The sequence below is a fragment of the Mycobacterium bulgaricum genome, from assembly GCF_041287165.2.
Lineage (GTDB): Bacteria > Actinomycetota > Actinomycetes > Mycobacteriales > Mycobacteriaceae > Mycobacterium > Mycobacterium bulgaricum.
In genome coordinates this window covers 760,322-779,031 of the sequence record NZ_JBGGKV020000002.1, presented here as the reverse complement: position 1 = coordinate 779,031, position 18,710 = coordinate 760,322, and the positions used below count along the sequence as shown (strand labels likewise).

The following is an 18,710-nucleotide window of genomic DNA, read 5'->3' as shown; positions in this document are numbered from 1 at the left end:
GCATGACCGCCCGGCGTTGCCGCGGGTGCGGGCATCATGAACTTCACCGTGTGCTCGACCTCGGATCGGTGCCTGCGGCAGACGACTTCCCGCCGGCCGAGTCGCCCGTCGACCCGGCCGAGGTGTCGCATCCCCTTGCGATGGATCTGTGCGCCGGGTGCGGCCTGGCTCAGCTGGCCAACGACGACACCGAGACCTCCGAACCGCGCGGTGTCGAGCCTCAGGCGCTCAAAGACCAGGCGGCAGAGGCGGTTCGGCGGGTTGCCGAGGCGGGGTGGCTGCCCGGTGGCACCGTCCGCGAGTTCGGCAGCCCCCACGGCGGCAGCTGGGTGCCGCTGCTCGCCGAACGGGGATACCGGGTGGGCGAGCAGCAGGCCGACGTCGTCCTGGACAGCTTCGGCATCATGCACGACGCGGACCAGGCGGCGGCCTTCGAAGAGCGTGCCGCCACCACCGCGCCGGGCGGTGTGCTGCTGTTGCAGTTTCACACCCTCGGCGCCATCGTCTCGCGTGGTCAGTGGAACTCGTTGCGCCACGGGCATTTCGCGTACTACTCGACCCCCGTCGTCGTGGCTCAGCTGCAGCGTGTCGGTATGCGCGCAGTGCAGGCGTGGACCTTCGAGCTCTACGGCGGCACCGTGCTGGTGGCAGCTGTGCACGGGGAGGGGGCACCGGGTCCCACCGTCGCGGCCCTGTTGGAATCCGAAGCCGCCCTCGCCGACCCCGGCACCGTCGGCGTGGTGCAGGACGCCGCCGATTCGCAGGTCGTCGGACTGCGCTGCTGGCTGGAGGAGGAGCGCAGAGCCGGGCGTCGTGTCTACGCCTACGGCGCGGCGTCGCGAGCGGTCGCCCTGTTCGCGCGCGCGGGCGTGGACCGGAACCTGATCGCCGCGGTCGCCGACGCATCGGCGGCGAAGCAGGGACGCCGGATGCCCGGCACCGACGTGCCCATCATCGCTCCGGAGGACCTCGTCACCGCCGAACCGGACCGCGTGCTGCTGACGCTCGTCGATCTGTTGCCCGAGGTGTCGGCGCGGTGGCCGGAACTGGACGGCCGCTGGGTCACCGACGACCGCTTCGTCTCGCCCGTACCGAGTTTCGCGCGCTCACGGCACCTGCAGTGGCGCCTCCACGAGATGATCCCCGGCGGTGCGCACACCTACGCGCGCGGGCCCGATCAGTACCCGGAGTTCATGCCCGCCGTGCTGACGCACGGTGCGGGCTCGCACGTCTGGGACGCCGACGGTAACTCCTACGTCGAGTACGGCATGGGGCTGCGGGCCGTGACGCTCGGCCACGGCTATGCGCCGGTCGTCGAGGCGGCCGCGGCGGCCGTGGCGGACGGCCTCGGCTTCAGCAGGCCCACCACGCTCGAAGTCGCTGCGGCCGAGGACTTTCTGGAGCTCGTACCCGGCGCCGAGATGGTCAAGTTCGCGAAGAACGGCTCCGATGCCACCACGGCGGCAGTGCGCCTGTCCCGCGCGGTCACCGGCCGGGTAAAGGTCGCGATCTGCGACCAGCCGTTCTTCTCGACCGACGACTGGTTCATCGGGACGACGCCGATGGCGGGCGGAATCCCGGCCGGTCACGCCGAAGCGACTGTCAGGTTCGGCTACAACGATCTCGGATCACTGGCCGTGCTCCTGGAACAACAGGACGTGGCCTGCGTGGTGATGGAGGCGGCGACGGCCACCGCCGAACCCGCCGCGGGCTTCCTGCACGGCGTACGGGAGCTGTGCGACCGGACGGGAACGCTGCTCGTCTTCGACGAGATGATCACCGGATTCCGTTGGGCGGCAGGCGGAGCCCAGACTCTGTACGGGGTCACGCCCGACCTGTCGTGCTGGGGCAAGGCGATGGGCAACGGCTTCCCGGTGTCGGCGCTCGCGGGCCGGCGTCGTTACATGGAACTGGGTGGGCTGCGCACCGATTCGGATCGCGTGTTCTTGCTGTCCACCACCCACGGTCCGGAAACCGCGTCGCTGGCGGCATTTCGGGCCGTGGTCGCGGCGTACCGGACCCAGGAACCGATTGCGGCGATGGAGCATGCCGGGCGGCGGCTCGCGGCCGGGGTGACCGACGCTGTCGCCGAGGCCGGATTGTCCGGGTACGTGCGGGTGACGGGACGCCCGTCCTGTCTGGTCTTTGCGACCTGCGATGCCGATGGTGTTCCGTCACAGGCCTATCGCACATTGTTCCTGCAGGAGCTGATGCGCCGCGGTGTGCTCGGCCAGTCGTTCGTGACGTCGGCAGCGCACACCGATGACGACGTCGACGCGACCGTCAAGGCGGTGCGCGGGGCACTGGCGGTCTACGGGTACGCGATCGAGGCGGGCAGCGTGCGCGGGCTGCTCCAAGGCAGACCGGTGGCGCCCGCCATCCGGCGGACTTCACCGCCGAGGGCGCTCAGACCCTGAAGCGCCGAGGGCGCTCAGCCCGTGGTGCCGCCCATGATCTCCAACACCTCGAAGGTGTTGACGCCGGCGCGAACTGACGGATCGTCCTCGGCGATCGCCAGGGCCTCGGCCCGGTCGCACACGCGCAGCACCCCCAGGCCCCACACGCCTTCGGGGTCGGCGACCGGACCGTAGACCACGACACGCCCCGCTGTCAGAAGCTCCTGCCAGTAGGTCATGTGCAGATGCATCGTGTGCTGCTCGACGTCGGTCATCGTCTGCGCGAAATCGGCGCGCGGCGGAATCAACCGGAAGAGGAACAGCTGCTGCCCGCTCATTCGGCGGCGCGGGTCGCCGGATGCACGGCGATCAGCCCTAAACTGCTGCGGCGCTTGCACATTGCCGCGAGCTCGGCATAGGCCTTCTCGCCGAGAAGCTCGGTCAGTTCCGGCCCGTACGACTGCCATACCTGCTTGGCGCCGACATGTGTGGCCGGGTCGCCGGTGCAGTACCAGTGCAGATCGGCGCCGCCCTCACCCCAGCCGCGCCGGTCGTATTCGGTGATCGTGGTCTTGAGCACCTGGGTGTCGTCGGGCCGGGTGACCCACTCCTGTGTGCGCCGGATCGGCAGCTGCCAGCACACCTCGGGTTTGAGGGTCAGCGGCTCGACACCGATCTTGAGCGCCTTGCTGTGCAGCGCGCAGCCGATGCCGCCGGGCCAGCCCGGCCGGTTCAGGAAAATGCAGGCGCCCTTGTACTTTCGCGTCCGCAGGTTCGGCTTGTCGTCATAGGAGTCCATCTCGAGATAGCCCTTTTTGCCCAGGCCCTTGTCACGGAACTGCCAGTCCTCCGCGGTGAGCATCTTCACCGCGTCGTCGAGCTGGGCGCGATCGTCGTCGTCGGACAGAAACGCGCCGTGCGAACAACATCCGTCGTCCGGCCTGCCCTCCACCGTGCCCTGGCACGCGGGGGTGCCGAACACACACGTCCACCGCGACAGCAGCCACGTCATATCGGCCGCGATCAGATGCTCCGGGTTGTCGGGATCGTAGAATTCGACCCACTCGCGGGCGAAATCCAGTTCGACCTCACCTGGATGAGAAGGCGATGCGCTCACAATTTCCCACGGTAGACCCATTAAGTTGGAGAAGTGCGATTAGGCGTGCTCGACGTGGGCAGCAATACCGTCCATCTATTGGTGGTGGACGCCCGTCGCGGCGGGCACCCCACTCCGATGAGTTCGACGAAAGCCTCGCTGCGGCTGGCCGAGGCGATCGACGACTCCGGGAAGCTGACCCGCCGGGGTGCTGACCGACTCGTCGGCACCGTCGACGAATTCGCGCGCATCGCGACGAGTTCGGGATGTTCGGAGTTGATGGCGTTCGCGACCTCCGCGGTGCGCGACGCCCGTAACTCCGAGGACGTGCTCGCCCGGGTCAAGGCCGAGACGGGTGTGGAGCTGCGGGTGCTCAGCGGGGTGGACGAATCCAGGCTGACATTCCTCGCGGTGCGCCGGTGGTACGGCTGGAGCGCGGGGCGGATCATCAACATCGACATCGGTGGCGGCTCGCTGGAGCTGTCCAGCGGGGTGGACGAGGAACCCGACGTCGCGCTGTCGCTGCCGCTGGGCGCCGGCAGGATGACGAGGGAGTGGCTGCCCGACGATCCGCCGGGGCGCCGTCGGGTGGGGATGCTGCGGGACTGGCTGTCCAACGAGATGGCCGAGTCCGCGGCGGTGATCACCGAGGCGGGCAGTCCGGATCTGGCCGTCGCCACGTCGAAGACATTTCGATCGCTGGCGCGGCTCACCGGCGCTGCGCCGTCGGGCGCCGGGCCGCGCGTGAAGCGCACGCTCACCGCGACGGGTCTTCGGCAACTCATAAATTTCATCTCTAGGATGACCGCGGCTGACCGAGCGGAATTGGAAGGGGTGAGTGTCGACCGGGCTCCCCAGATCGTGGCGGGCGCATTGGTGGCGGAGGCGAGCATGAAAGCACTCGGTATCGAGAGCGTCGACATCTGTCCATGGGCGTTGCGCGAGGGGCTCATTCTGCGGAAACTCGACAGCGAGGCCGACGGCACCGCTTTCGTCGGAGGTAGCGAGCCCGCGACGAAGTCCGGCGGTTCCGGCAAGTCGGGCAAAGTGAGCGGAACGGACAAAGCCGCCAAGGGCGGGGCAGGAGAATCGGCCGCACGGCTGATGTCCGTACGCAATGCTGGACGGTGAAGCAGCGAGGCTCAAAGGCAACAGACGATGACTGACGACAGCAACAGCAACACGCGGCCCATCTCGGTCGCCGAGCTGCTGGCCAAGAACGGGACGATCGGTGCACCCCCGGTCGGCGGTAGGCGCCGTCGACGCCGCGGCAATGCCGACGCCGTGACCGTTGCCGAGCTGACCGGCGAGATCCCGATCATCCGTCCCGACGATCCGCCGCCCGCCCCGGCACCGGAGAAACCTGCCGCGCCCGTCGAGGAACCGGTCGACGAAGCCGTCGAAGCCTACGGTGCACCCCCGGCCGCCGACGAGACACCGTCGACCAACGGCTTCGTCGAACACGACGTCGAGCCTGAAACGGACGAGGCCGCCGCGGAAGACGACGGCACTGTCGAAGACGAGGCCGACGACGACTACGCCGACGCGGTTGCCGCGTATGCCGCTCGCGTCGAGCAGCGCGGTACCGACGAGGAGGTCGACGCCGACGAAGAGGCCGACGCCGGCAAAGAGGTCGACGCCGGCAAAGGGGTCGACGCCGACAAAGAGGCGGAGACCCCCGAGGTCGAACCCACCCGCCGGTTCGGATTCGGACGGTTCGGCCGCAAGAATCCCGAGGTCGACGCCGAGAAATGGACGCCCGACCCGGTCGTCGGGAGCGGCGACGCGACCGAGGTGACCGACGAGCTCGACGAGCCCCTCGAGGTCGAGGCTCTGGACGCCGAGGCCGCCGTCGAGGCTGAGCGAGACGGCTCGCTCAGCGAGGTCCGAGATGACCCGACCGACGACGACACCGAACGCGATGAACTGCCGTCCTATCTGCGGTCGACCGAGGAGCCCCTCTTCGGTGGCCATTCCGTCGCCGACGACGCGTTGCGGGGTGACCGCACGACGGTCAAGGACGACAGGGACCACAAGGATCTCAGGGACGACGGCGCCGACGACGAAGGCGACGACTTCGACGCGGCACAGGGCGAGCCCCGCACGATGTCGCCGGCCGTGCACGGTCTGTGGATCGTCGGTCAGAGCGTCATCGCCGTGGTGTTCGGGGCCGGTCTGTTCGTCGCATTCGACCAGCTGTGGAAGTGGAACAACATCGTCGCGCTGGTGCTGTCGGTCCTCGTCATCCTCGGCCTCGTGGTCGGCGTGCGGGTGGTGCGCAAAACCGAGGACATCGTCAGCACTCTGATCGCGGTGGCGGTCGGCGCCCTGGTCACCCTGGGGCCGCTTGCGCTGCTGCAATCAGGCTGACGGGTGCGCCCCGCCATCAAGGTTGGACTCTCGACGGCCTCGGTCTATCCGCTGAAGACCGAGGCCGCCTTCGAGTCGGCCGCGAAACTGGGCTACGACGGCGTCGAGTTGATGGTCTGGGCCGAAGCGGTCAGCCAAGACATCGATGCGATCGAGGCGATGTCCAAGCACTACGGCGTACCCGTGCTGTCGGTGCACGCGCCGTGTCTGCTCATCTCACAACGGGTGTGGGGCGCCAACCCGATCCCGAAGCTGGAACGCAGCGTGCGCGCCGCCGAACAGCTCGGCGCCCAGACCGTCGTCGTCCACCCGCCGTTCCGGTGGCAGCGGCGCTACGCCGAAGGCTTCAGCGAACAGGTGGCCGCACTGGAGTCCGCCAGCGACGTGATGGTCGCCGTCGAGAACATGTTCCCGTTCCGCGCGGACAGGTTCTTCGGCGCCGGACAGACGTCGATCGAGCGGATGCGTAAGCGGGGCGGCAACCCCGGCCCCGGCATCTCGGCGTTCGCGCCGTCCTACGATCCGCTCGACGGCGGTCACGCCCATTACACGCTGGATCTGTCGCACACCGCGACCGCAGGCACCGACGCCGTCGACATGGCCAGGCGCATGGGGGACGGCCTGGTGCACCTGCATCTGTGCGACGGCAGCGGAGCTTCCCACGACGAACATCTCGTTCCCGGCCACGGCACACAACCCACCGTGGAGGTCTGCGAGATGCTGGCCGCAAGCAACTTCTCCGGACATGTCATCCTCGAGGTCACGACCTCGGGCGCGCGCAACGCCGCCGAACGTGAGGCGTTGTTGACCGAGTCGCTGCAGTTCGCCAGGACGCATCTGCTGCGCTGATGAGCGCTTGCGCGAAGAACAGACGACCGCTGACCTCTGAAGGACGCGTGCATGACGAACTCCACCCTGTTCACCGACGCGATGGCGCTGACGTCGGCCGGAGACGGGGTCTACCACGGTGTGCTCAACGAGCACTGGACCATCGGTCCCAAGGTGCACGGCGGCGCCATGCTGGCCCTGTGTGCCAACGCTGCGCGCACCGAGTTCGGCGAGGCCGGCGTGGAGCCGATCGCGGTGTCGGGCAGCTTCCTGTGGGCCCCCGATCCCGGCCCGATGGAGGTCGTCACCACCGTCCGCAAGCGTGGTCGGCGGGTCAGCCTGATCGACGTCGAGCTGAACCAGGGGGATCGAACCGCCCTGCGCGCGGCGATCACGATGGGCACCCCCGAGCATCACGTTCCGCCCCTGCTGTCGGTGAATCCGGTGGTACCCCTGATGACACCGGAGCCGCCGCCGGGGCTGGAGCCGATCGGCCCCGGCCACCGGATGGCCGACATCGTGCACCTCGCCCACGGCTGCGACATCCGGCCTTCGCTGACGACGTTCGAACCCCGTGGAGACGGCGGCATGCCGGTGATCGAGTACTGGGTGCGCCCCAAGGGTGTGGCCCCCGACGTGCTGTTCGCGCTGCTGTGCGGCGACGTGTCGGCCCCGGTGACGTTCGGCGTCAACAGGTTCGGCTGGGCGCCCACCGTGCAGTTGACGGCGTTCCTGCGCGCGACGCCCGCCGACGGCTGGCTGCGGGTCATGTGCACCGCCACGCAGATCGGGCAGGACTGGTTCGACGAGGACCACGTGGTCGTCGACTGCGAGGGCCGCATCATCGTGCAGACCCGTCAGCTGGCGATGGTGCCCGCGCCTGCGTCCTGAGCCCGTGCCATGCTTGCCCGCATGGCCAGAATCGCGATCATCGGCGGCGGCAATATCGGCGAGGCGTTGCTGGCGGGGCTCCTGCGCGCAGGCAGGCAGGTCAAGGACCTCGTCGTCGCGGAGAAGTTTCCGGAGCGCGCCAAGTTCCTCGCCGAGAAATACTCCGTACGGGTCACGTCTGTCGCGGAGGCGGTCGACACGGCGACGTACGTCATCGTGGCGGTCAAGCCGCTCGACGTCCAGAACGTCATCGGCGACATCGCCGACACTGCGGCCCGGGCCGAAAGTGACGCGGCCGAACAGGTTTTCGTGAGTGTCGCGGCAGGCGTCAGCACCGCCTACTACGAGAACAAGCTGCCCGCAGGCTCGCCGGTGGTCCGCGTCATGCCGAATGCGCCGATGCTCGTCGGTGGTGGCGTCAGCGCGATCGCCCCGGGCCGCTTCGCCACCGCCGAACAGCTCAAGGAGGTCTCGAACCTCTTCGACGCCGTCGGCGGCGTGCTCACGGTGTCCGAGACTCAGATCGACGCTGTCACGGCGGTCTCGGGCTCGGGGCCGGCCTACTTCTTCTTGATGGTCGAGGCGCTCGTCGACGCGGCTGTCGACGCCGGCTTGGCAAGAGCTGTGGCGACCGATCTCGTCGTACAGACGATGGCGGGTTCGGCGGCGATGCTGCTGGAGCGCCTCGACGACGCCACCCCCGCCGGTGGGTCGACACTCGGTGCGGCGATGGACACCTCCGCCGCCCAGCTGCGGGCCACGGTCACCTCACCGGGCGGCACCACTGCCGCTGGTCTGCGGGAACTGGAGCGGGGCGGCCTGCGGGCCGCGGTCGCCAACGCCGTGGAAGCCGCGAAAAAGCGCTCTGAGCAGCTCGGAATTACACCAGAGTAGTTAATGAATTTGGAACGGATTACCCCACACCCGTCGCAGTAACCCCATCCGCCACGCTATTCTCCCAGTGGTAAGCACGGGTTCGGTGCCAGCGGTGGGGAAGCCGCTGGAACTGCCCGGGCCTGATGGATTGGGTTGCGATGACGTCTATGAACGGGCCATCTTCGCGGGATTCTGCCGGCGGCAAGGCGGCGCGTGACGCCGCTCAGGGCGGTGCCGGCGACGCGCAAGCGCCTCGGGCTCAATTCCTGACGGTCGCCGAGGTGGCGAGCCTGATGCGGGTCAGCAAGATGACGGTGTATCGGCTGGTGCACAACGGCGAACTGCCCGCCGTGCGGGTGGGGCGCTCGTTCCGCGTGCATGCCAAGGCCGTCCACGACATGCTGGAGAGTTCGTACTTCGACGCGGGGTAGGGACGCGGGGTAGCCCCGTCCGACGCCCGACGGCGGATTTCGGTGCCGGGACGGTCGCAGGTAAGGTGATCCGTCGAGGCTGGCACCGGTATGGAGGTGCCGCAGGCGTCTTTCACGACAATTGGTAGGTAGCGGAGTTCATGGGTTCTGTCATCAAGAAGCGGCGTAAGCGCATGTCGAAGAAGAAGCACCGCAAGCTGCTTCGTCGCACTCGGGTGCAGCGCAGAAAACTCGGCAAGTAGGTTCTTCGCCTCGTCGTTAGGCTGTCGGGATGGACTCTGAGGGTCGGCCCGGGGGAGACGCCGACGGATCGGACGCCCTGAACTACCCGAAAGTCGTTCTGGTCACCGGTGCGTGCCGCTTCCTCGGCGGCTACCTGACTGCGCGCTTGGCGCAGAATCCGCTGATCAATCATGTGATCGCGGTCGACGCCGTCGCTCCGAGCAAGGATCTGCTGCGCAGGATGGGCCGGGCGGAGTTCGTCCGCGCCGACATCCGTAACCCCTTCATCGCGAAGGTGATCCGCAACGGCGAGGTCGACACCGTCGTCCACGCCGCCGCCGCGTCCTACGCCCCCCGCGCAGGGGGGAAAGCGACGCTCAAGGAACTCAACGTGATGGGCGCGATTCAACTGTTCGCAGCCTGCCAGAAGGCGCCGTCGGTCCGCCGGGTCATCCTCAAGTCGACGTCCGAGGTGTATGGGTCCAGCTCGCGGGACCCGGTGCTGTTCACCGAGAGCAGCAGCCGTCGCAGGCCGCCCGCCGAGGGCTTCGCCCGCGACAGCATCGACATCGAAGGGTATGCGCGCGGCCTCGGTCGCCGCCGCCCCGACATCGCGGTGACGATTCTGCGGCTGGCCAACATGATCGGGCCTGCGATGGACACCGCGCTGTCGCGGTATCTCGCCGGCCCGGTGGTGCCGACCGTCATCGGGCACGACGCGCGGCTGCAGCTCCTGCACGAGCAGGACGCGCTCGGGGCCCTGGAGCGCGCGACGATGGCCGGCAAGCCGGGTGCGTTCAACATCGGCGCGATGGGCGTGATGATGATGAGCCAGGCGATCCGCCGCGCGGGCCGGCTGGCACTGCCGGTGCCCCGTTCGGCTCTGGTCGCGGTCGATTCGCTGTGGCGGGCGACCCGCAACACCGAGCTCGATCGGGAGCAACTGGACTACCTGAGCTACGGCCGCGTCATGGACACCACCAGGATGCGCAACGAGCTCGGCTTCACGACGAAGTGGACGACAACCGAGGCATTCGACGACTACGTCCGCGGGCGCGGCCTGACGCCGATCGTGGATCCTCGCTGGATACATGCTGTCGAGAATCGCGCGGTAGCGGCGGCACAGCGCTGGGGACGGTAAACTCATCGCTCAGTACTGGGTGGGGGAAGAGAGTTAAGAGGATGGCGGGCGAGCCAAGGGCGAAAGTCATTCCGCTGCATGCGAATTCAGGTCGCGGCGCGACGGCACGTCGATCGGCGGATCGGGCCGACGGCGCGCGTCGTCATCCCTCGCTGCTGAACGACCCGGGAAGTCGTGCGTCCGCTGAACAGATCGCCGCCGTCGTGCGCGAGATCGATCAGCGCCGCGGGTTCGCCGCCGGTGCCGGCATCGAGGATCCGGCGCCCAACGAACTCGCACAGCGCATCGCCGCCGTCGCCGAATTCCTCCGCAAGCGGATGACGGGCGAATACACCGTCGACGAGTTCGGCTTCGACCGCCATCTCAACGAAGCAATTTTCCTGCCTTTGCTGCGAACCCTTTTCAACTCGTGGTTCCGGGTCGAGGTCAGCGGTATCGAGAACCTGCCCGACGACGGCGCTGCACTCGTGGTCGCCAACCATGCGGGTGTGCTGCCCTTCGACGGACTGATGACCCAGGTCGCCGTCCGCGACAAGCATCCGGTGCACCGCGACCTGCGCATCCTGGCCGCCGACATGGTCTTCGACATGCCGGTCGTCGGACAGGCCGCCCGCAAGGCCGGCCACACGATGGCCTGCACCGACGACGCCCACCGGTTGCTGGCGGCGGGCGAGCTGACCGCCGTCTTCCCCGAGGGCTACAAGGGGCTGGGCAAGCACTTCAAGGACCGCTACAAGCTGCAGAGGTTCGGCCGCGGCGGTTTCGTCTCGGCCGCGCTGCGGACCAAGGCGCCGATCGTGCCGTGCTCGATCGTCGGGTCCGAGGAGATCTACCCGATGGTCGCCGACGTAAAGCTGGTGGCGCGGCTGCTCGGACTGCCGTACTTCCCGGTCACGCCGCTGTTCCCGCTGGCCGGCCCGCTCGGGGTCGTGCCGCTGCCGTCGAAGTGGTACATCCAGTTCGGTGAGCCCATCGACACCACCGACTACGACGAGGCGGCCGCCGAGGATCCGATGGTCACCTTCGAGCTGACGGACCAGGTGCGCGAGACGATCCAGCAGACGCTCTACCAACTGCTGGCGAACCGCCGCAACACCTTCTTCGGCTGAGCCGGTCCCGCCCGGCCGTCGCGTTCAGTCCGACTTGGCGGTTTGCCGAGCAAGCATCTGCTTCATGGCCTCGTCGCGCTTGGCCGCGATCTGCGCGGTCAATTCGTCGGCCTCGTCGTCGTGGGCGGCCTCGCCCATCACGGTGACGATGCTGGTGATCACGGGTTCACCGTTGTCGTCGGTGACCTCGCCGCGAACCTCGGTCAGCACCGCGCCGTGCGACTCGGTCACCGAGTCGAGGTAGGAGTCGAACCACAGCTTGTCGCCCGCCAGGATCGGCCGGTGGAAGATCAGTTTCTGATCGCGGTGCAGTACCCGCTCCATGTTGATCGGGATGTCGAACTGGTTGAAGATCTCCTGCTGCACGCGACGTCCCGCCACGGCCATGAACGTCAGCGACGCGATCAACGCGTCATGCCCGCACTCTCGCGCGGCGTCCTCGTCGTAGTGGGCGGGATGCTCGTCTTTGACCGCACGGGCGAATTCGCGGATCTTTTCCCGGTCGACCTGGAAGTAGTCGGGATACCGGTAGTGAGTTCCGATGATCTCTTCAGCGATACCCATGGGGCGCGAGCCTACCAACGCCCGTGCCCAGGCCTCCTATTTGTCGCGGCGGGACACGGCCGCGGCCAGCGCGCCGCCGATGGCGCCCAGTGCCAGCGCCGACGGCACCCCGATCCGCGCCGCCTTGCGGGCGGTGCGGAAATCGCGGATCTCCCAGCCGCGCTCACGGGCCAGATCCCGCAGGTCGGCGTCCGGGTTGATCGCCACGGCCGTGCCGACCAGCGACAGCATCGGCACGTCGTTGAAGCTGTCCGAGTAGGCGGTGCAGCGTCGCAGGTTCAGGCCCTCGCGGATCGCCAGCGACCGCACCGCGTGCGCCTTGCCGCTGCCGTGGAGGATGTCGCCGACGAGCCGGCCGGTGAAGATCCCGTCGACCGACTCGGCCACGGTGCCCAGCGCGCCGGTCAGGCCCAGCCGCCGCGCGATCGTGTCCGCCAGCTCGTAGGGCGTCGCGGTGACGAGCCACACCTGCTGGCCCGCGTCGAGATGCATCTGGGCCAGCGCCCTGGTCCCGGGCCAGATCTTGTCGGCGATGATCTCGTCGTAGATGTCCTCGCCGAGGGCGACCAGCTCCGCGGTCGAGCGCCCTTCGATGAACGACAGCGCCTTGCGCCGCCCCTCGGCCACGTCGTCGCTGTTCTCCCGGCCGGTCAGCTGGAACTTTGCCTGGGCGAACGCGAACCGGGCGAGGTCCTGATAGGTGAAGTACTCCCTGGCGGCCAGTCCGCGCGCGAAATGGACCAGGGACGAGCCGTGTACCAGCGTGTTGTCGACGTCGAAGAAGGCGGCCGCGGTCAGGTCGGGCGGGGGCGGAGGCGGGGAGTCGAGCTCGCCCAGCGGGCCGGGAGAACCGGAAAGGCCCTCCGAAGCCGCCTCGGCGCTGGCCTCCCCAGCGAGTTCCTGCGCCCGGATGTCGGGATCGAACGGAGATCCCCCGGTATCGGACACGGCTACAACACTAGGTCACCTCATCGGGATACTGGCGGGGTGGACCGACAGGTGGAGCTGCTGACGCGCGAGGGCTGTTCGATGTGCGCCGCCGCGGCAAAGCAGCTTTCGGTGTTGGCAGGCGAGCTCGGATTCGCTCTGGCCGTCACCGATGTGGACGCCGCCGCGGCGGCCGGCGACAGCACGCTGCGTGCCGAATTCGGCGACCGGCTTCCCGTGGTGCTGCTCGACGGCGCCGAGCACAGCTACTGGGAGGTCGACGAACCCCGATTGCGGGCCGACCTCGCCGGCTGAGCAGGCCGCCGGTGCCGGGAGAGCAAATTTGGTAGGCCAGCTGGTGAACGACTACCTTGGTCGTGTGCTGACCCTGGTGAGGAAGCCATGAGCGTCCTGCTTTTCGGCGTTTCGCACCGCAGCGCGCCGGTGTCCGTGCTCGAGCAGCTGAGCACCGACGAATCCGACCAGGCCAAGATCATCGCCGAGGTGCTGCAATCCTCCCTGGTCACCGAAGCCATGGTCCTCTCCACCTGCAATCGCGTCGAGATCTACGCCGTTGTCGACGCCTTCCACGGCGGCCTGTCGGTGATCGGCCAGGTGCTCTCCGAGCATTCCGGCATGTCGTTGCAGGATCTGACCAAGTACGCGTACGTGCGCTACGCCGAGGCCGCCGTCGAGCACCTCTTCGCCGTCGCGAGTGGGCTGGACTCCGCCGTCGTCGGCGAACAGCAGGTCCTGGGCCAGGTCCGGCGGGCGTATGCGTCGGCCGAAGCCAACCACACCGTGGGTCGCACGCTGCACGAGCTGTCGCAGCGCGCGCTGGCCGTCGGCAAACGCGTGCACTCCGAGACCGGGATCGACGCCGCAGGCGCGTCGGTGGTGTCGGTCGCATTGGCCACGGCCGAGAAGAAGGTCGGCTCGCTGGCCGGTCGCCGCGCGGTGGTCGTGGGCGCCGGATCCATGGGCGCGCTGGCAGCCAAGCAGTTGATGCGGGCCGGCGTGGAGAGCATCCACGTCGTCAACCGCAGCCTGCCCCGCGCCAAGAGGCTCGCCGAGAACATCCGCGGCCACGGCATCGCCGCCGACGCGTTCCCGTTCGACCACCTGCCGCCGCTGCTGACCGACGCCGACGTCGTCGTCACCTGCACCGGGGCGGTCCGTCCGGTCGTGTCGCTCGCCGACGTGCACCGCGGCCTGGCGCACGTCAGGGAGCCCAAACAGCTCGTCATCTGCGATCTCGGCATGCCCCGCGACGTCGACCCCGCGGTCGCGGGCCTGCCCGGCGTGTTCGTCGTCGACATGGACCGCATCCTGCGCGAGCCGTCGGCCAAGGCCGCCACGTCCGACGCCGACGCCGCACGGACGATCGTCGCCGCGGAGGTCGCCAACTACCTCACCGGCCAGCGGATGGCCGAGGTAACCCCGACCGTCACCGCGCTGCGACAGCGTGCGGCCGACGTCGTGGAAGCGGAGCTGCTCCGGCTGGACAACCGTTTGCCAGGGCTGGACTCCTCGCACCGTGACGAAGTGGCGAACACGGTCCGCCGGGTCGTGGACAAGCTTCTGCACGCGCCGACGGTGCGGGTCAAGCAGTTGGCGAGCGCGCCGGGTGGCGACAGCTACGCCGAGGCCCTGCGCGAATTGTTCGAACTCGACCAGCACGCCGTCGACGCGGTCGCGGCGGGTGAGTTGAGCCCCATCGCAGGCAGTGAAATCAGCGCTGCCGCAATCGATCTCGATAAGACCGAGTGACGCTCGGTCGGCGGAGAACCATCACGTGATTCGAATCGGCACCAGGGGAAGCCTGCTTGCCACCACTCAGGCCGGCGTCGTCCGGGACGCATTGATCGCCCACGGGCACGAGGCCGAGTTGGTCATCGTCTCCACCGAGGGCGACCGATCCGACGCTCCGATCGCCGAGATCGGCGTCGGGGTGTTCACCGCAGCGCTGCGCGAAGCGATCGCCGACGGCTCCGTCGACATGGCGGTGCACTCGTACAAGGATTTGCCGACCGCGACCGACCCCCGCTTCGTGATCGCGGCGATCCCGGTGCGCGCGGACGCCCGCGACGCGCTCGTGGCCCGCGACGGGCTCGTGCTGGGGGAGTTGCCGGCGGGCTCGGTGATCGGAACGTCCTCCCCGCGAAGGACGGCGCAGCTTAGAGCACTGGGTCTCGGTTTGGAAATCCGCCCCCTACGGGGCAACCTAGATACCAGGTTGAACAGGGTAAGCAGCGGTGATCTCGACGCCGTCGTCGTCGCCCGGGCGGGATTGGCCCGCATCGGTCGCCTCGACGCAGTCACCGAGACGCTGGAACCGGTACAGATGTTGCCGGCACCGGCGCAGGGGGCGTTGGCAGTCGAGTGCCGTGCCGGTGATACGGCGCTTGCGGAGCTGTTGGCGGCACTCGATGACGCCGACACCCGCGCGGCGGTCACCGCAGAGCGAGCCTTGCTGGCCGAACTGGAGGCGGGTTGCTCCGCACCGGTGGGCGCGATCGCGGAAGTGGTCGAGTCGATCGATGAGGACGGCCGAGTCTTCGAAGAGCTGTCGCTGCGCGGCTGCGTGGCGACGCTGGACGGATCCGACGTGATCCGTGCGTCCGGCATCGGGACACCCGAGCGGGCACGGGAGCTGGGGCTCTCGGTGGCCGCGGAGCTGTTCGAGCTGGGCGCACGCGACCTGTTGGACGAACGCGGGAGAGACATATGAGCTTGCGAGGACGCAAGGGCAAGCCCGGCCGCATCACGTTCGTCGGCTCCGGGCCCGGGGATCCGGGCCTGCTGACCGCACGTGCCCGCGCTGTGCTGGCCAACGCCGCCCTGGTGTTCACCGACCCCGACGTGCCTGAAGCGGTGCTCGCCCTGGTGGGCTGTGAGTTGCCGCCGCCGTCGGGACCCCTTCCCGCCGCCGAGGCGGCGGCCAAGCCGTCCGACGCGGCGGGCAAGAAGGACGATCAGCCCGTCAACCCGGCCGAGGCCGCCGCTGCGCCGGCCGAGGACGCGGTCATCCCGGGTGGCCCCGACGTGCGGCCCGCCCTCGGCGATCCGGCCGAGGTCGCCAAGACGCTGGCCACCGAGGCTCGGACCGGTAACGACGTCGTGCGCCTCGTCGCCGGCGACCCGCTGTCGATCGACTCGGTGATCACCGAGGTGAACGCCCTGGCCAAGACGCAGCTGCACTTCGAGATCGTGCCCGGCCTGCCCGACACCTCGGCCGTGCCGACCTATGCGGGTCTGCCGCTGGGGTCCGCGCACACGGTGGCCGACATCCGCGGCGACGTCGACTGGGCCGCGCTGGCAGCAGCGCCGGGACCTCTGATCCTGCACGCGACCGCGTCGCGCCTCCCGGAGGCCGCTCGCACGCTGATCGAATACGGCCTCGCCGATTCCACGCCCACCGTCGTCACCGCCAACGGCACCACGTGCCAGCAGCGTTCGGTCGAGACCACCCTGGCGGGTCTGCTCGACAAGGCGACCCTGGCCGGTGCCGAGCCGGCGGGCCCGCTGACCGGGACGCTGGTGGTCACCATCGGCCGCACCGTGGCCAACCGGGCCAAGCTGAACTGGTGGGAGAGTCGCGCCCTGTACGGGTGGACGGTTCTCGTTCCGCGCACCAAGGATCAGGCGGGCGAGATGAGCGACCGCCTCGTCGGCCACGGCGCACTGCCCATCGAGGTGCCGACCATCGCCGTCGAGCCGCCCCGCAGCCCGGCCCAGATGGAAAGGGCTGTCAAGGGTTTGGTGGACGGCCGCTTCCAGTGGGTGGTGTTCACCTCCACCAACGCCGTGCGTGCGGTGTGGGAGAAGTTCAACGAGTTCGGCCTCGACGCCCGCGCGTTCTCCGGAGTGAAGATCGCGTGTGTCGGCCAGGCCACCGCCGAGAAGGTGCGAGCATTCGGGATCAACCCCGAGCTGGTGCCCACCGGTGAGCAATCGTCGCTCGGCCTGCTCGACGAATTCCCGCCCTATGACGACATTTTCGATCCGGTGAACCGGGTGCTGCTTCCGCGTGCCGACATCGCCACCGAGACGCTGGCCGAAGGGTTGCGCGAACTCGGTTGGGAGATCGAGGATGTCACCGCATACCGGACGGTGCGTGCGGCTCCGCCGCCGGCGCACACCCGCGAGATGATCAAGACCGGTGGCTTCGATGCCGTGTGCTTCACGTCGAGCTCCACGGTGCGAAACCTCGTCGGCATCGCGGGCAAGCCGCACGCGCGGACCATCGTCGCGTGCATCGGACCCAAGACTGCCGAGACCGCAGCGGAATTCGGACTTCGTGTGGATGTGCAGCCCGAGGTGGCCGCGGTGGGTCCGCTGGTGGAGGCGCTGGCCGAGCATGCCGCCAGACTCCGCGCCGAGGGGGCGTTGCCGCCGCCGCGGAAGAAGAGCCGCCGCCGCTAGCCGAGGAGCTGAGAGTGGCGTTCCCACGACACCGTCCCAGAAGGCAGCGGACTTCGCCGGCGATGCGCCGGCTGGTGGCCCAGACATCGTTGGAGCCACGGCATCTCGTCTTGCCGATGTTCGTCGCCGACGGTATCGACGCGCCGCGCGACATCGGGTCCATGCCCGGCGTCGTGCAGCACACCCGGGATTCGTTGCGCCGAGCAGCCGCTGACGCGGTGGCCGCGGGCGTCGGTGGGCTGATGCTCTTCGGCGTGCCCCGCGACGAGGACAAGGATTCCACCGGAAGCATCGGCGTGGATCCCGACGGGATCCTCAACGTCGCGTTGCGCGACCTCGCCGCCGACCTCGGTGACGCGACGGTGCTGATGGCCGACACCTGTCTCGACGAGTTCACCGATCACGGCCACTGCGGCGTCGTGGACGCCGCAGGCAGGGTCGACAATGACCAGACCAACCGGCGCTATGTCGAACTTGCTGTCGCACAGGCGAAGTCGGGCGCGCACGTGGTGGGTCCGAGCGGCATGATGGACGGCCAGGTCGCCGCGATCCGCGACGGTCTGGACGCGGCGGGTTACTCCGACACGGCGATCCTGGCCTACGCGGCGAAGTTCGCCTCGGGCTTCTACGGACCCTTCCGGGAAGCCGTCGCGTCCAGCCTGCAGGGCGATCGTCGTACCTACCAACAGGATCCGGGCAACGCGCGGGAGGCGCTGCACGAGGTCGAACTCGACATCGACGAGGGCGCCGACATCGTGATGGTCAAACCAGCGATGTCCTACCTGGACGTGGTGCGCGCGGCGGCGGACGTCTCACCGGTTCCTGTCGCCGCCTACCAGGTGTCGGGCGAGTACTCGATGATCACCGCCGCGGCCGACAACGGCTGGATCGACCGGCGCACCGTGGTGCTGGAGTCGCTGACCGGCATCCGGCGCGCGGGCGCGGACATCGTGCTCACCTACTGGGCGGCCGACGTCGCCCGTTGGCTGTCGTGACGGGTCCTGCCGCGCCACCGGAGAAGCCCGCTCGGCCTGCCGATGTCGACACGGGTTTCTGGCTGTGGGTGATCTCCGTGCCGCTGATGGTCGGCGGCTATGTGCTGGACCTCGTCACGGTGGCGCAACACCCCAACGGCTTCGTGCTCGCGATCTCGGTGATGTTCGTCGTCATCGTCACGGCCGTCGTGCTGACGTTCATGTTCCTGATGCGGCAGGGCTATCGCTGGGCCCGCACTGTGCTGACCGGCGGCGCCATCGCCGTGGTGGTCTTTTCGGTGTCGAGCCTGTTCAACGTGGAGCGGTCCGACACGCTCGCGGTGGCCTACGCGGTGCCGGTGATCATCGGGTCCGTGCTGGTCGGCGGCGGGATGTATCTGCTGCACCGCAAGGACTCCCACGACTTCTTCACGCGCTGATTGGTTAGGCTGGCCCGACC

The 18,710-nt window shown here is 68.7% G+C and carries 20 protein-coding genes; 16 read left to right on the top strand and 4 right to left on the bottom strand.

Annotation, left to right across the window (positions count from 1 at the left end; translation table 11 throughout):
* The first annotated feature begins 2 nt into the window (after positions 1–2).
* Complete coding sequence (locus ACAG24_RS10385) at positions 3–2,417, top strand: glutamate-1-semialdehyde 2,1-aminomutase (RefSeq protein WP_370471917.1); 2,415 nt, start codon at positions 3–5, stop codon at positions 2,415–2,417.
* A 14-nt stretch (positions 2,418–2,431) separates the two neighbouring features.
* Here ACAG24_RS10385 and ACAG24_RS10380 read toward each other — a convergent pair whose 3' ends face one another.
* Complete coding sequence (locus ACAG24_RS10380) at positions 2,432–2,734, bottom strand: YciI family protein (RefSeq protein ID WP_370471918.1); 303 nt, start codon at positions 2,732–2,734, stop codon at positions 2,432–2,434.
* The gene (locus ACAG24_RS10375) at positions 2,731–3,534 is read right to left on the bottom strand and encodes a DUF3109 family protein (RefSeq protein ID WP_370471919.1); all 804 of its coding nucleotides are present in this window, start codon (positions 3,532–3,534) and stop codon (positions 2,731–2,733) included. The genes ACAG24_RS10380 and ACAG24_RS10375 overlap by 4 nt, the downstream gene beginning before the upstream one ends.
* A 12-nt stretch (positions 3,535–3,546) precedes the next feature.
* Between ACAG24_RS10375 and ACAG24_RS10370 the strand changes: the two genes are divergently transcribed.
* The 9 genes from ACAG24_RS10370 (at position 3,547) to ACAG24_RS10330 (ending at position 11,360) form a co-directional block, all read left to right on the top strand.
* Positions 3,547–4,623 carry a Ppx/GppA family phosphatase gene (locus ACAG24_RS10370; protein ID WP_370471920.1) on the top strand — a complete coding sequence of 359 codons (1,077 nt, stop codon included), beginning with the start codon at positions 3,547–3,549 and terminating at the stop codon, positions 4,621–4,623.
* A gap of 27 nt (positions 4,624–4,650) precedes the next feature.
* Positions 4,651–5,862 (top strand): Rv0497 family membrane protein, encoded by a 1,212-nt coding sequence (locus ACAG24_RS10365; RefSeq protein WP_370471921.1) that lies wholly within the window; start codon positions 4,651–4,653, stop codon positions 5,860–5,862.
* Positions 5,863–5,865: 3 nt separating this feature from the next.
* Positions 5,866–6,711 (top strand): sugar phosphate isomerase/epimerase family protein, encoded by an 846-nt coding sequence (locus ACAG24_RS10360; RefSeq protein WP_370471922.1) that lies wholly within the window; start codon positions 5,866–5,868, stop codon positions 6,709–6,711.
* A gap of 51 nt (positions 6,712–6,762) precedes the next feature.
* Positions 6,763–7,581 (top strand): thioesterase family protein, encoded by an 819-nt coding sequence (locus ACAG24_RS10355; protein ID WP_370471923.1) that lies wholly within the window; start codon positions 6,763–6,765, stop codon positions 7,579–7,581.
* Positions 7,582–7,602: 21 nt separating this feature from the next.
* Positions 7,603–8,475: a pyrroline-5-carboxylate reductase gene (gene proC / locus ACAG24_RS10350; RefSeq protein WP_370471924.1), complete on the top strand. Its 873-nt coding sequence runs from the start codon at positions 7,603–7,605 to the stop codon at positions 8,473–8,475.
* Positions 8,476–8,615: 140 nt separating this feature from the next.
* Positions 8,616–8,888 carry a helix-turn-helix domain-containing protein gene (locus tag ACAG24_RS10345; RefSeq protein ID WP_370471925.1) on the top strand — a complete coding sequence of 91 codons (273 nt, stop codon included), beginning with the start codon at positions 8,616–8,618 and terminating at the stop codon, positions 8,886–8,888.
* 140 nt (positions 8,889–9,028) lie between these two features.
* Positions 9,029–9,130: a 30S ribosomal protein bS22 gene (locus ACAG24_RS10340; RefSeq protein ID WP_003402602.1), complete on the top strand. Its 102-nt coding sequence runs from the start codon at positions 9,029–9,031 to the stop codon at positions 9,128–9,130.
* Between the two features lie 29 nt (positions 9,131–9,159).
* A complete protein-coding gene (locus ACAG24_RS10335; RefSeq protein ID WP_370471926.1) occupies positions 9,160–10,251 on the top strand; it encodes an SDR family oxidoreductase in 1,092 nt (363 codons plus the stop codon).
* A gap of 41 nt (positions 10,252–10,292) precedes the next feature.
* Positions 10,293–11,360 (top strand): lysophospholipid acyltransferase family protein, encoded by a 1,068-nt coding sequence (locus ACAG24_RS10330; protein WP_370471927.1) that lies wholly within the window; start codon positions 10,293–10,295, stop codon positions 11,358–11,360.
* A gap of 24 nt (positions 11,361–11,384) precedes the next feature.
* On the opposite strand, the gene ACAG24_RS10325 is transcribed toward ACAG24_RS10330, so the two are convergent.
* Together ACAG24_RS10325 and ACAG24_RS10320 are read right to left on the bottom strand one after the other, a co-directional pair.
* A complete protein-coding gene (locus tag ACAG24_RS10325; RefSeq protein WP_370471928.1) occupies positions 11,385–11,924 on the bottom strand; it encodes an FAS1-like dehydratase domain-containing protein in 540 nt (179 codons plus the stop codon).
* A gap of 36 nt (positions 11,925–11,960) precedes the next feature.
* Positions 11,961–12,872, bottom strand: coding sequence for an HAD family hydrolase (locus ACAG24_RS10320; protein WP_370471929.1), 912 nt, complete (start codon positions 12,870–12,872; stop codon positions 11,961–11,963).
* Positions 12,873–12,911: 39 nt separating this feature from the next.
* Here ACAG24_RS10320 and ACAG24_RS10315 point away from each other — a divergent pair, with 39 nt between their 5' ends.
* From ACAG24_RS10315 to ACAG24_RS10290, 6 genes are all read left to right on the top strand, one after another.
* Positions 12,912–13,166 carry a glutaredoxin family protein gene (locus ACAG24_RS10315; RefSeq protein WP_370471930.1) on the top strand — a complete coding sequence of 85 codons (255 nt, stop codon included), beginning with the start codon at positions 12,912–12,914 and terminating at the stop codon, positions 13,164–13,166.
* An 87-nt stretch (positions 13,167–13,253) separates the two neighbouring features.
* Positions 13,254–14,621: a glutamyl-tRNA reductase gene (locus tag ACAG24_RS10310; RefSeq protein ID WP_370471931.1), complete on the top strand. Its 1,368-nt coding sequence runs from the start codon at positions 13,254–13,256 to the stop codon at positions 14,619–14,621.
* 25 nt (positions 14,622–14,646) lie between these two features.
* A complete protein-coding gene (gene hemC / locus ACAG24_RS10305; protein WP_370471932.1) occupies positions 14,647–15,582 on the top strand; it encodes a hydroxymethylbilane synthase in 936 nt (311 codons plus the stop codon).
* Positions 15,579–17,276, top strand: coding sequence for a bifunctional uroporphyrinogen-III C-methyltransferase/uroporphyrinogen-III synthase (locus tag ACAG24_RS10300; RefSeq protein WP_370471933.1), 1,698 nt, complete (start codon positions 15,579–15,581; stop codon positions 17,274–17,276). The genes hemC and ACAG24_RS10300 overlap by 4 nt, the downstream gene beginning before the upstream one ends.
* Positions 17,277–17,290: 14 nt before the next feature.
* Positions 17,291–18,271 carry a porphobilinogen synthase gene (hemB, locus tag ACAG24_RS10295; RefSeq protein WP_370471934.1) on the top strand — a complete coding sequence of 327 codons (981 nt, stop codon included), beginning with the start codon at positions 17,291–17,293 and terminating at the stop codon, positions 18,269–18,271.
* Positions 18,268–18,690: a DUF1129 domain-containing protein gene (locus tag ACAG24_RS10290; RefSeq protein ID WP_370471935.1), complete on the top strand. Its 423-nt coding sequence runs from the start codon at positions 18,268–18,270 to the stop codon at positions 18,688–18,690. The genes hemB and ACAG24_RS10290 overlap by 4 nt, the downstream gene beginning before the upstream one ends.
* Positions 18,691–18,710: the final 20 nt, after the last annotated feature.

Excerpts from the sequence above, each read along its gene's own strand:
- ACAG24_RS10385 (WP_370471917.1), top strand. The coding sequence starts at position 3 with ATGACCGCCCGGCGTTGCCGCGGGTGCGGGCATCATGAACTTCACCGT.
- ACAG24_RS10380 (WP_370471918.1), bottom strand. The coding sequence starts at position 2,734 with ATGAGCGGGCAGCAGCTGTTCCTCTTCCGGTTGATTCCGCCGCGCGCC.
- ACAG24_RS10375 (WP_370471919.1), bottom strand. The coding sequence starts at position 3,534 with ATGGGTCTACCGTGGGAAATTGTGAGCGCATCGCCTTCTCATCCAGGT.
- ACAG24_RS10365 (WP_370471921.1), top strand. The coding sequence starts at position 4,651 with ATGACTGACGACAGCAACAGCAACACGCGGCCCATCTCGGTCGCCGAG.
- ACAG24_RS10355 (WP_370471923.1), top strand. The coding sequence starts at position 6,763 with ATGACGAACTCCACCCTGTTCACCGACGCGATGGCGCTGACGTCGGCC.
- proC (WP_370471924.1), top strand. The coding sequence starts at position 7,603 with ATGGCCAGAATCGCGATCATCGGCGGCGGCAATATCGGCGAGGCGTTG.
- ACAG24_RS10345 (WP_370471925.1), top strand. The coding sequence starts at position 8,616 with ATGACGTCTATGAACGGGCCATCTTCGCGGGATTCTGCCGGCGGCAAG.
- ACAG24_RS10340 (WP_003402602.1), top strand. The coding sequence starts at position 9,029 with ATGGGTTCTGTCATCAAGAAGCGGCGTAAGCGCATGTCGAAGAAGAAG.
- ACAG24_RS10335 (WP_370471926.1), top strand. The coding sequence starts at position 9,160 with ATGGACTCTGAGGGTCGGCCCGGGGGAGACGCCGACGGATCGGACGCC.
- ACAG24_RS10330 (WP_370471927.1), top strand. The coding sequence starts at position 10,293 with ATGGCGGGCGAGCCAAGGGCGAAAGTCATTCCGCTGCATGCGAATTCA.
- ACAG24_RS10325 (WP_370471928.1), bottom strand. The coding sequence starts at position 11,924 with ATGGGTATCGCTGAAGAGATCATCGGAACTCACTACCGGTATCCCGAC.
- ACAG24_RS10310 (WP_370471931.1), top strand. The coding sequence starts at position 13,254 with ATGAGCGTCCTGCTTTTCGGCGTTTCGCACCGCAGCGCGCCGGTGTCC.
- ACAG24_RS10300 (WP_370471933.1), top strand. The coding sequence starts at position 15,579 with ATGAGCTTGCGAGGACGCAAGGGCAAGCCCGGCCGCATCACGTTCGTC.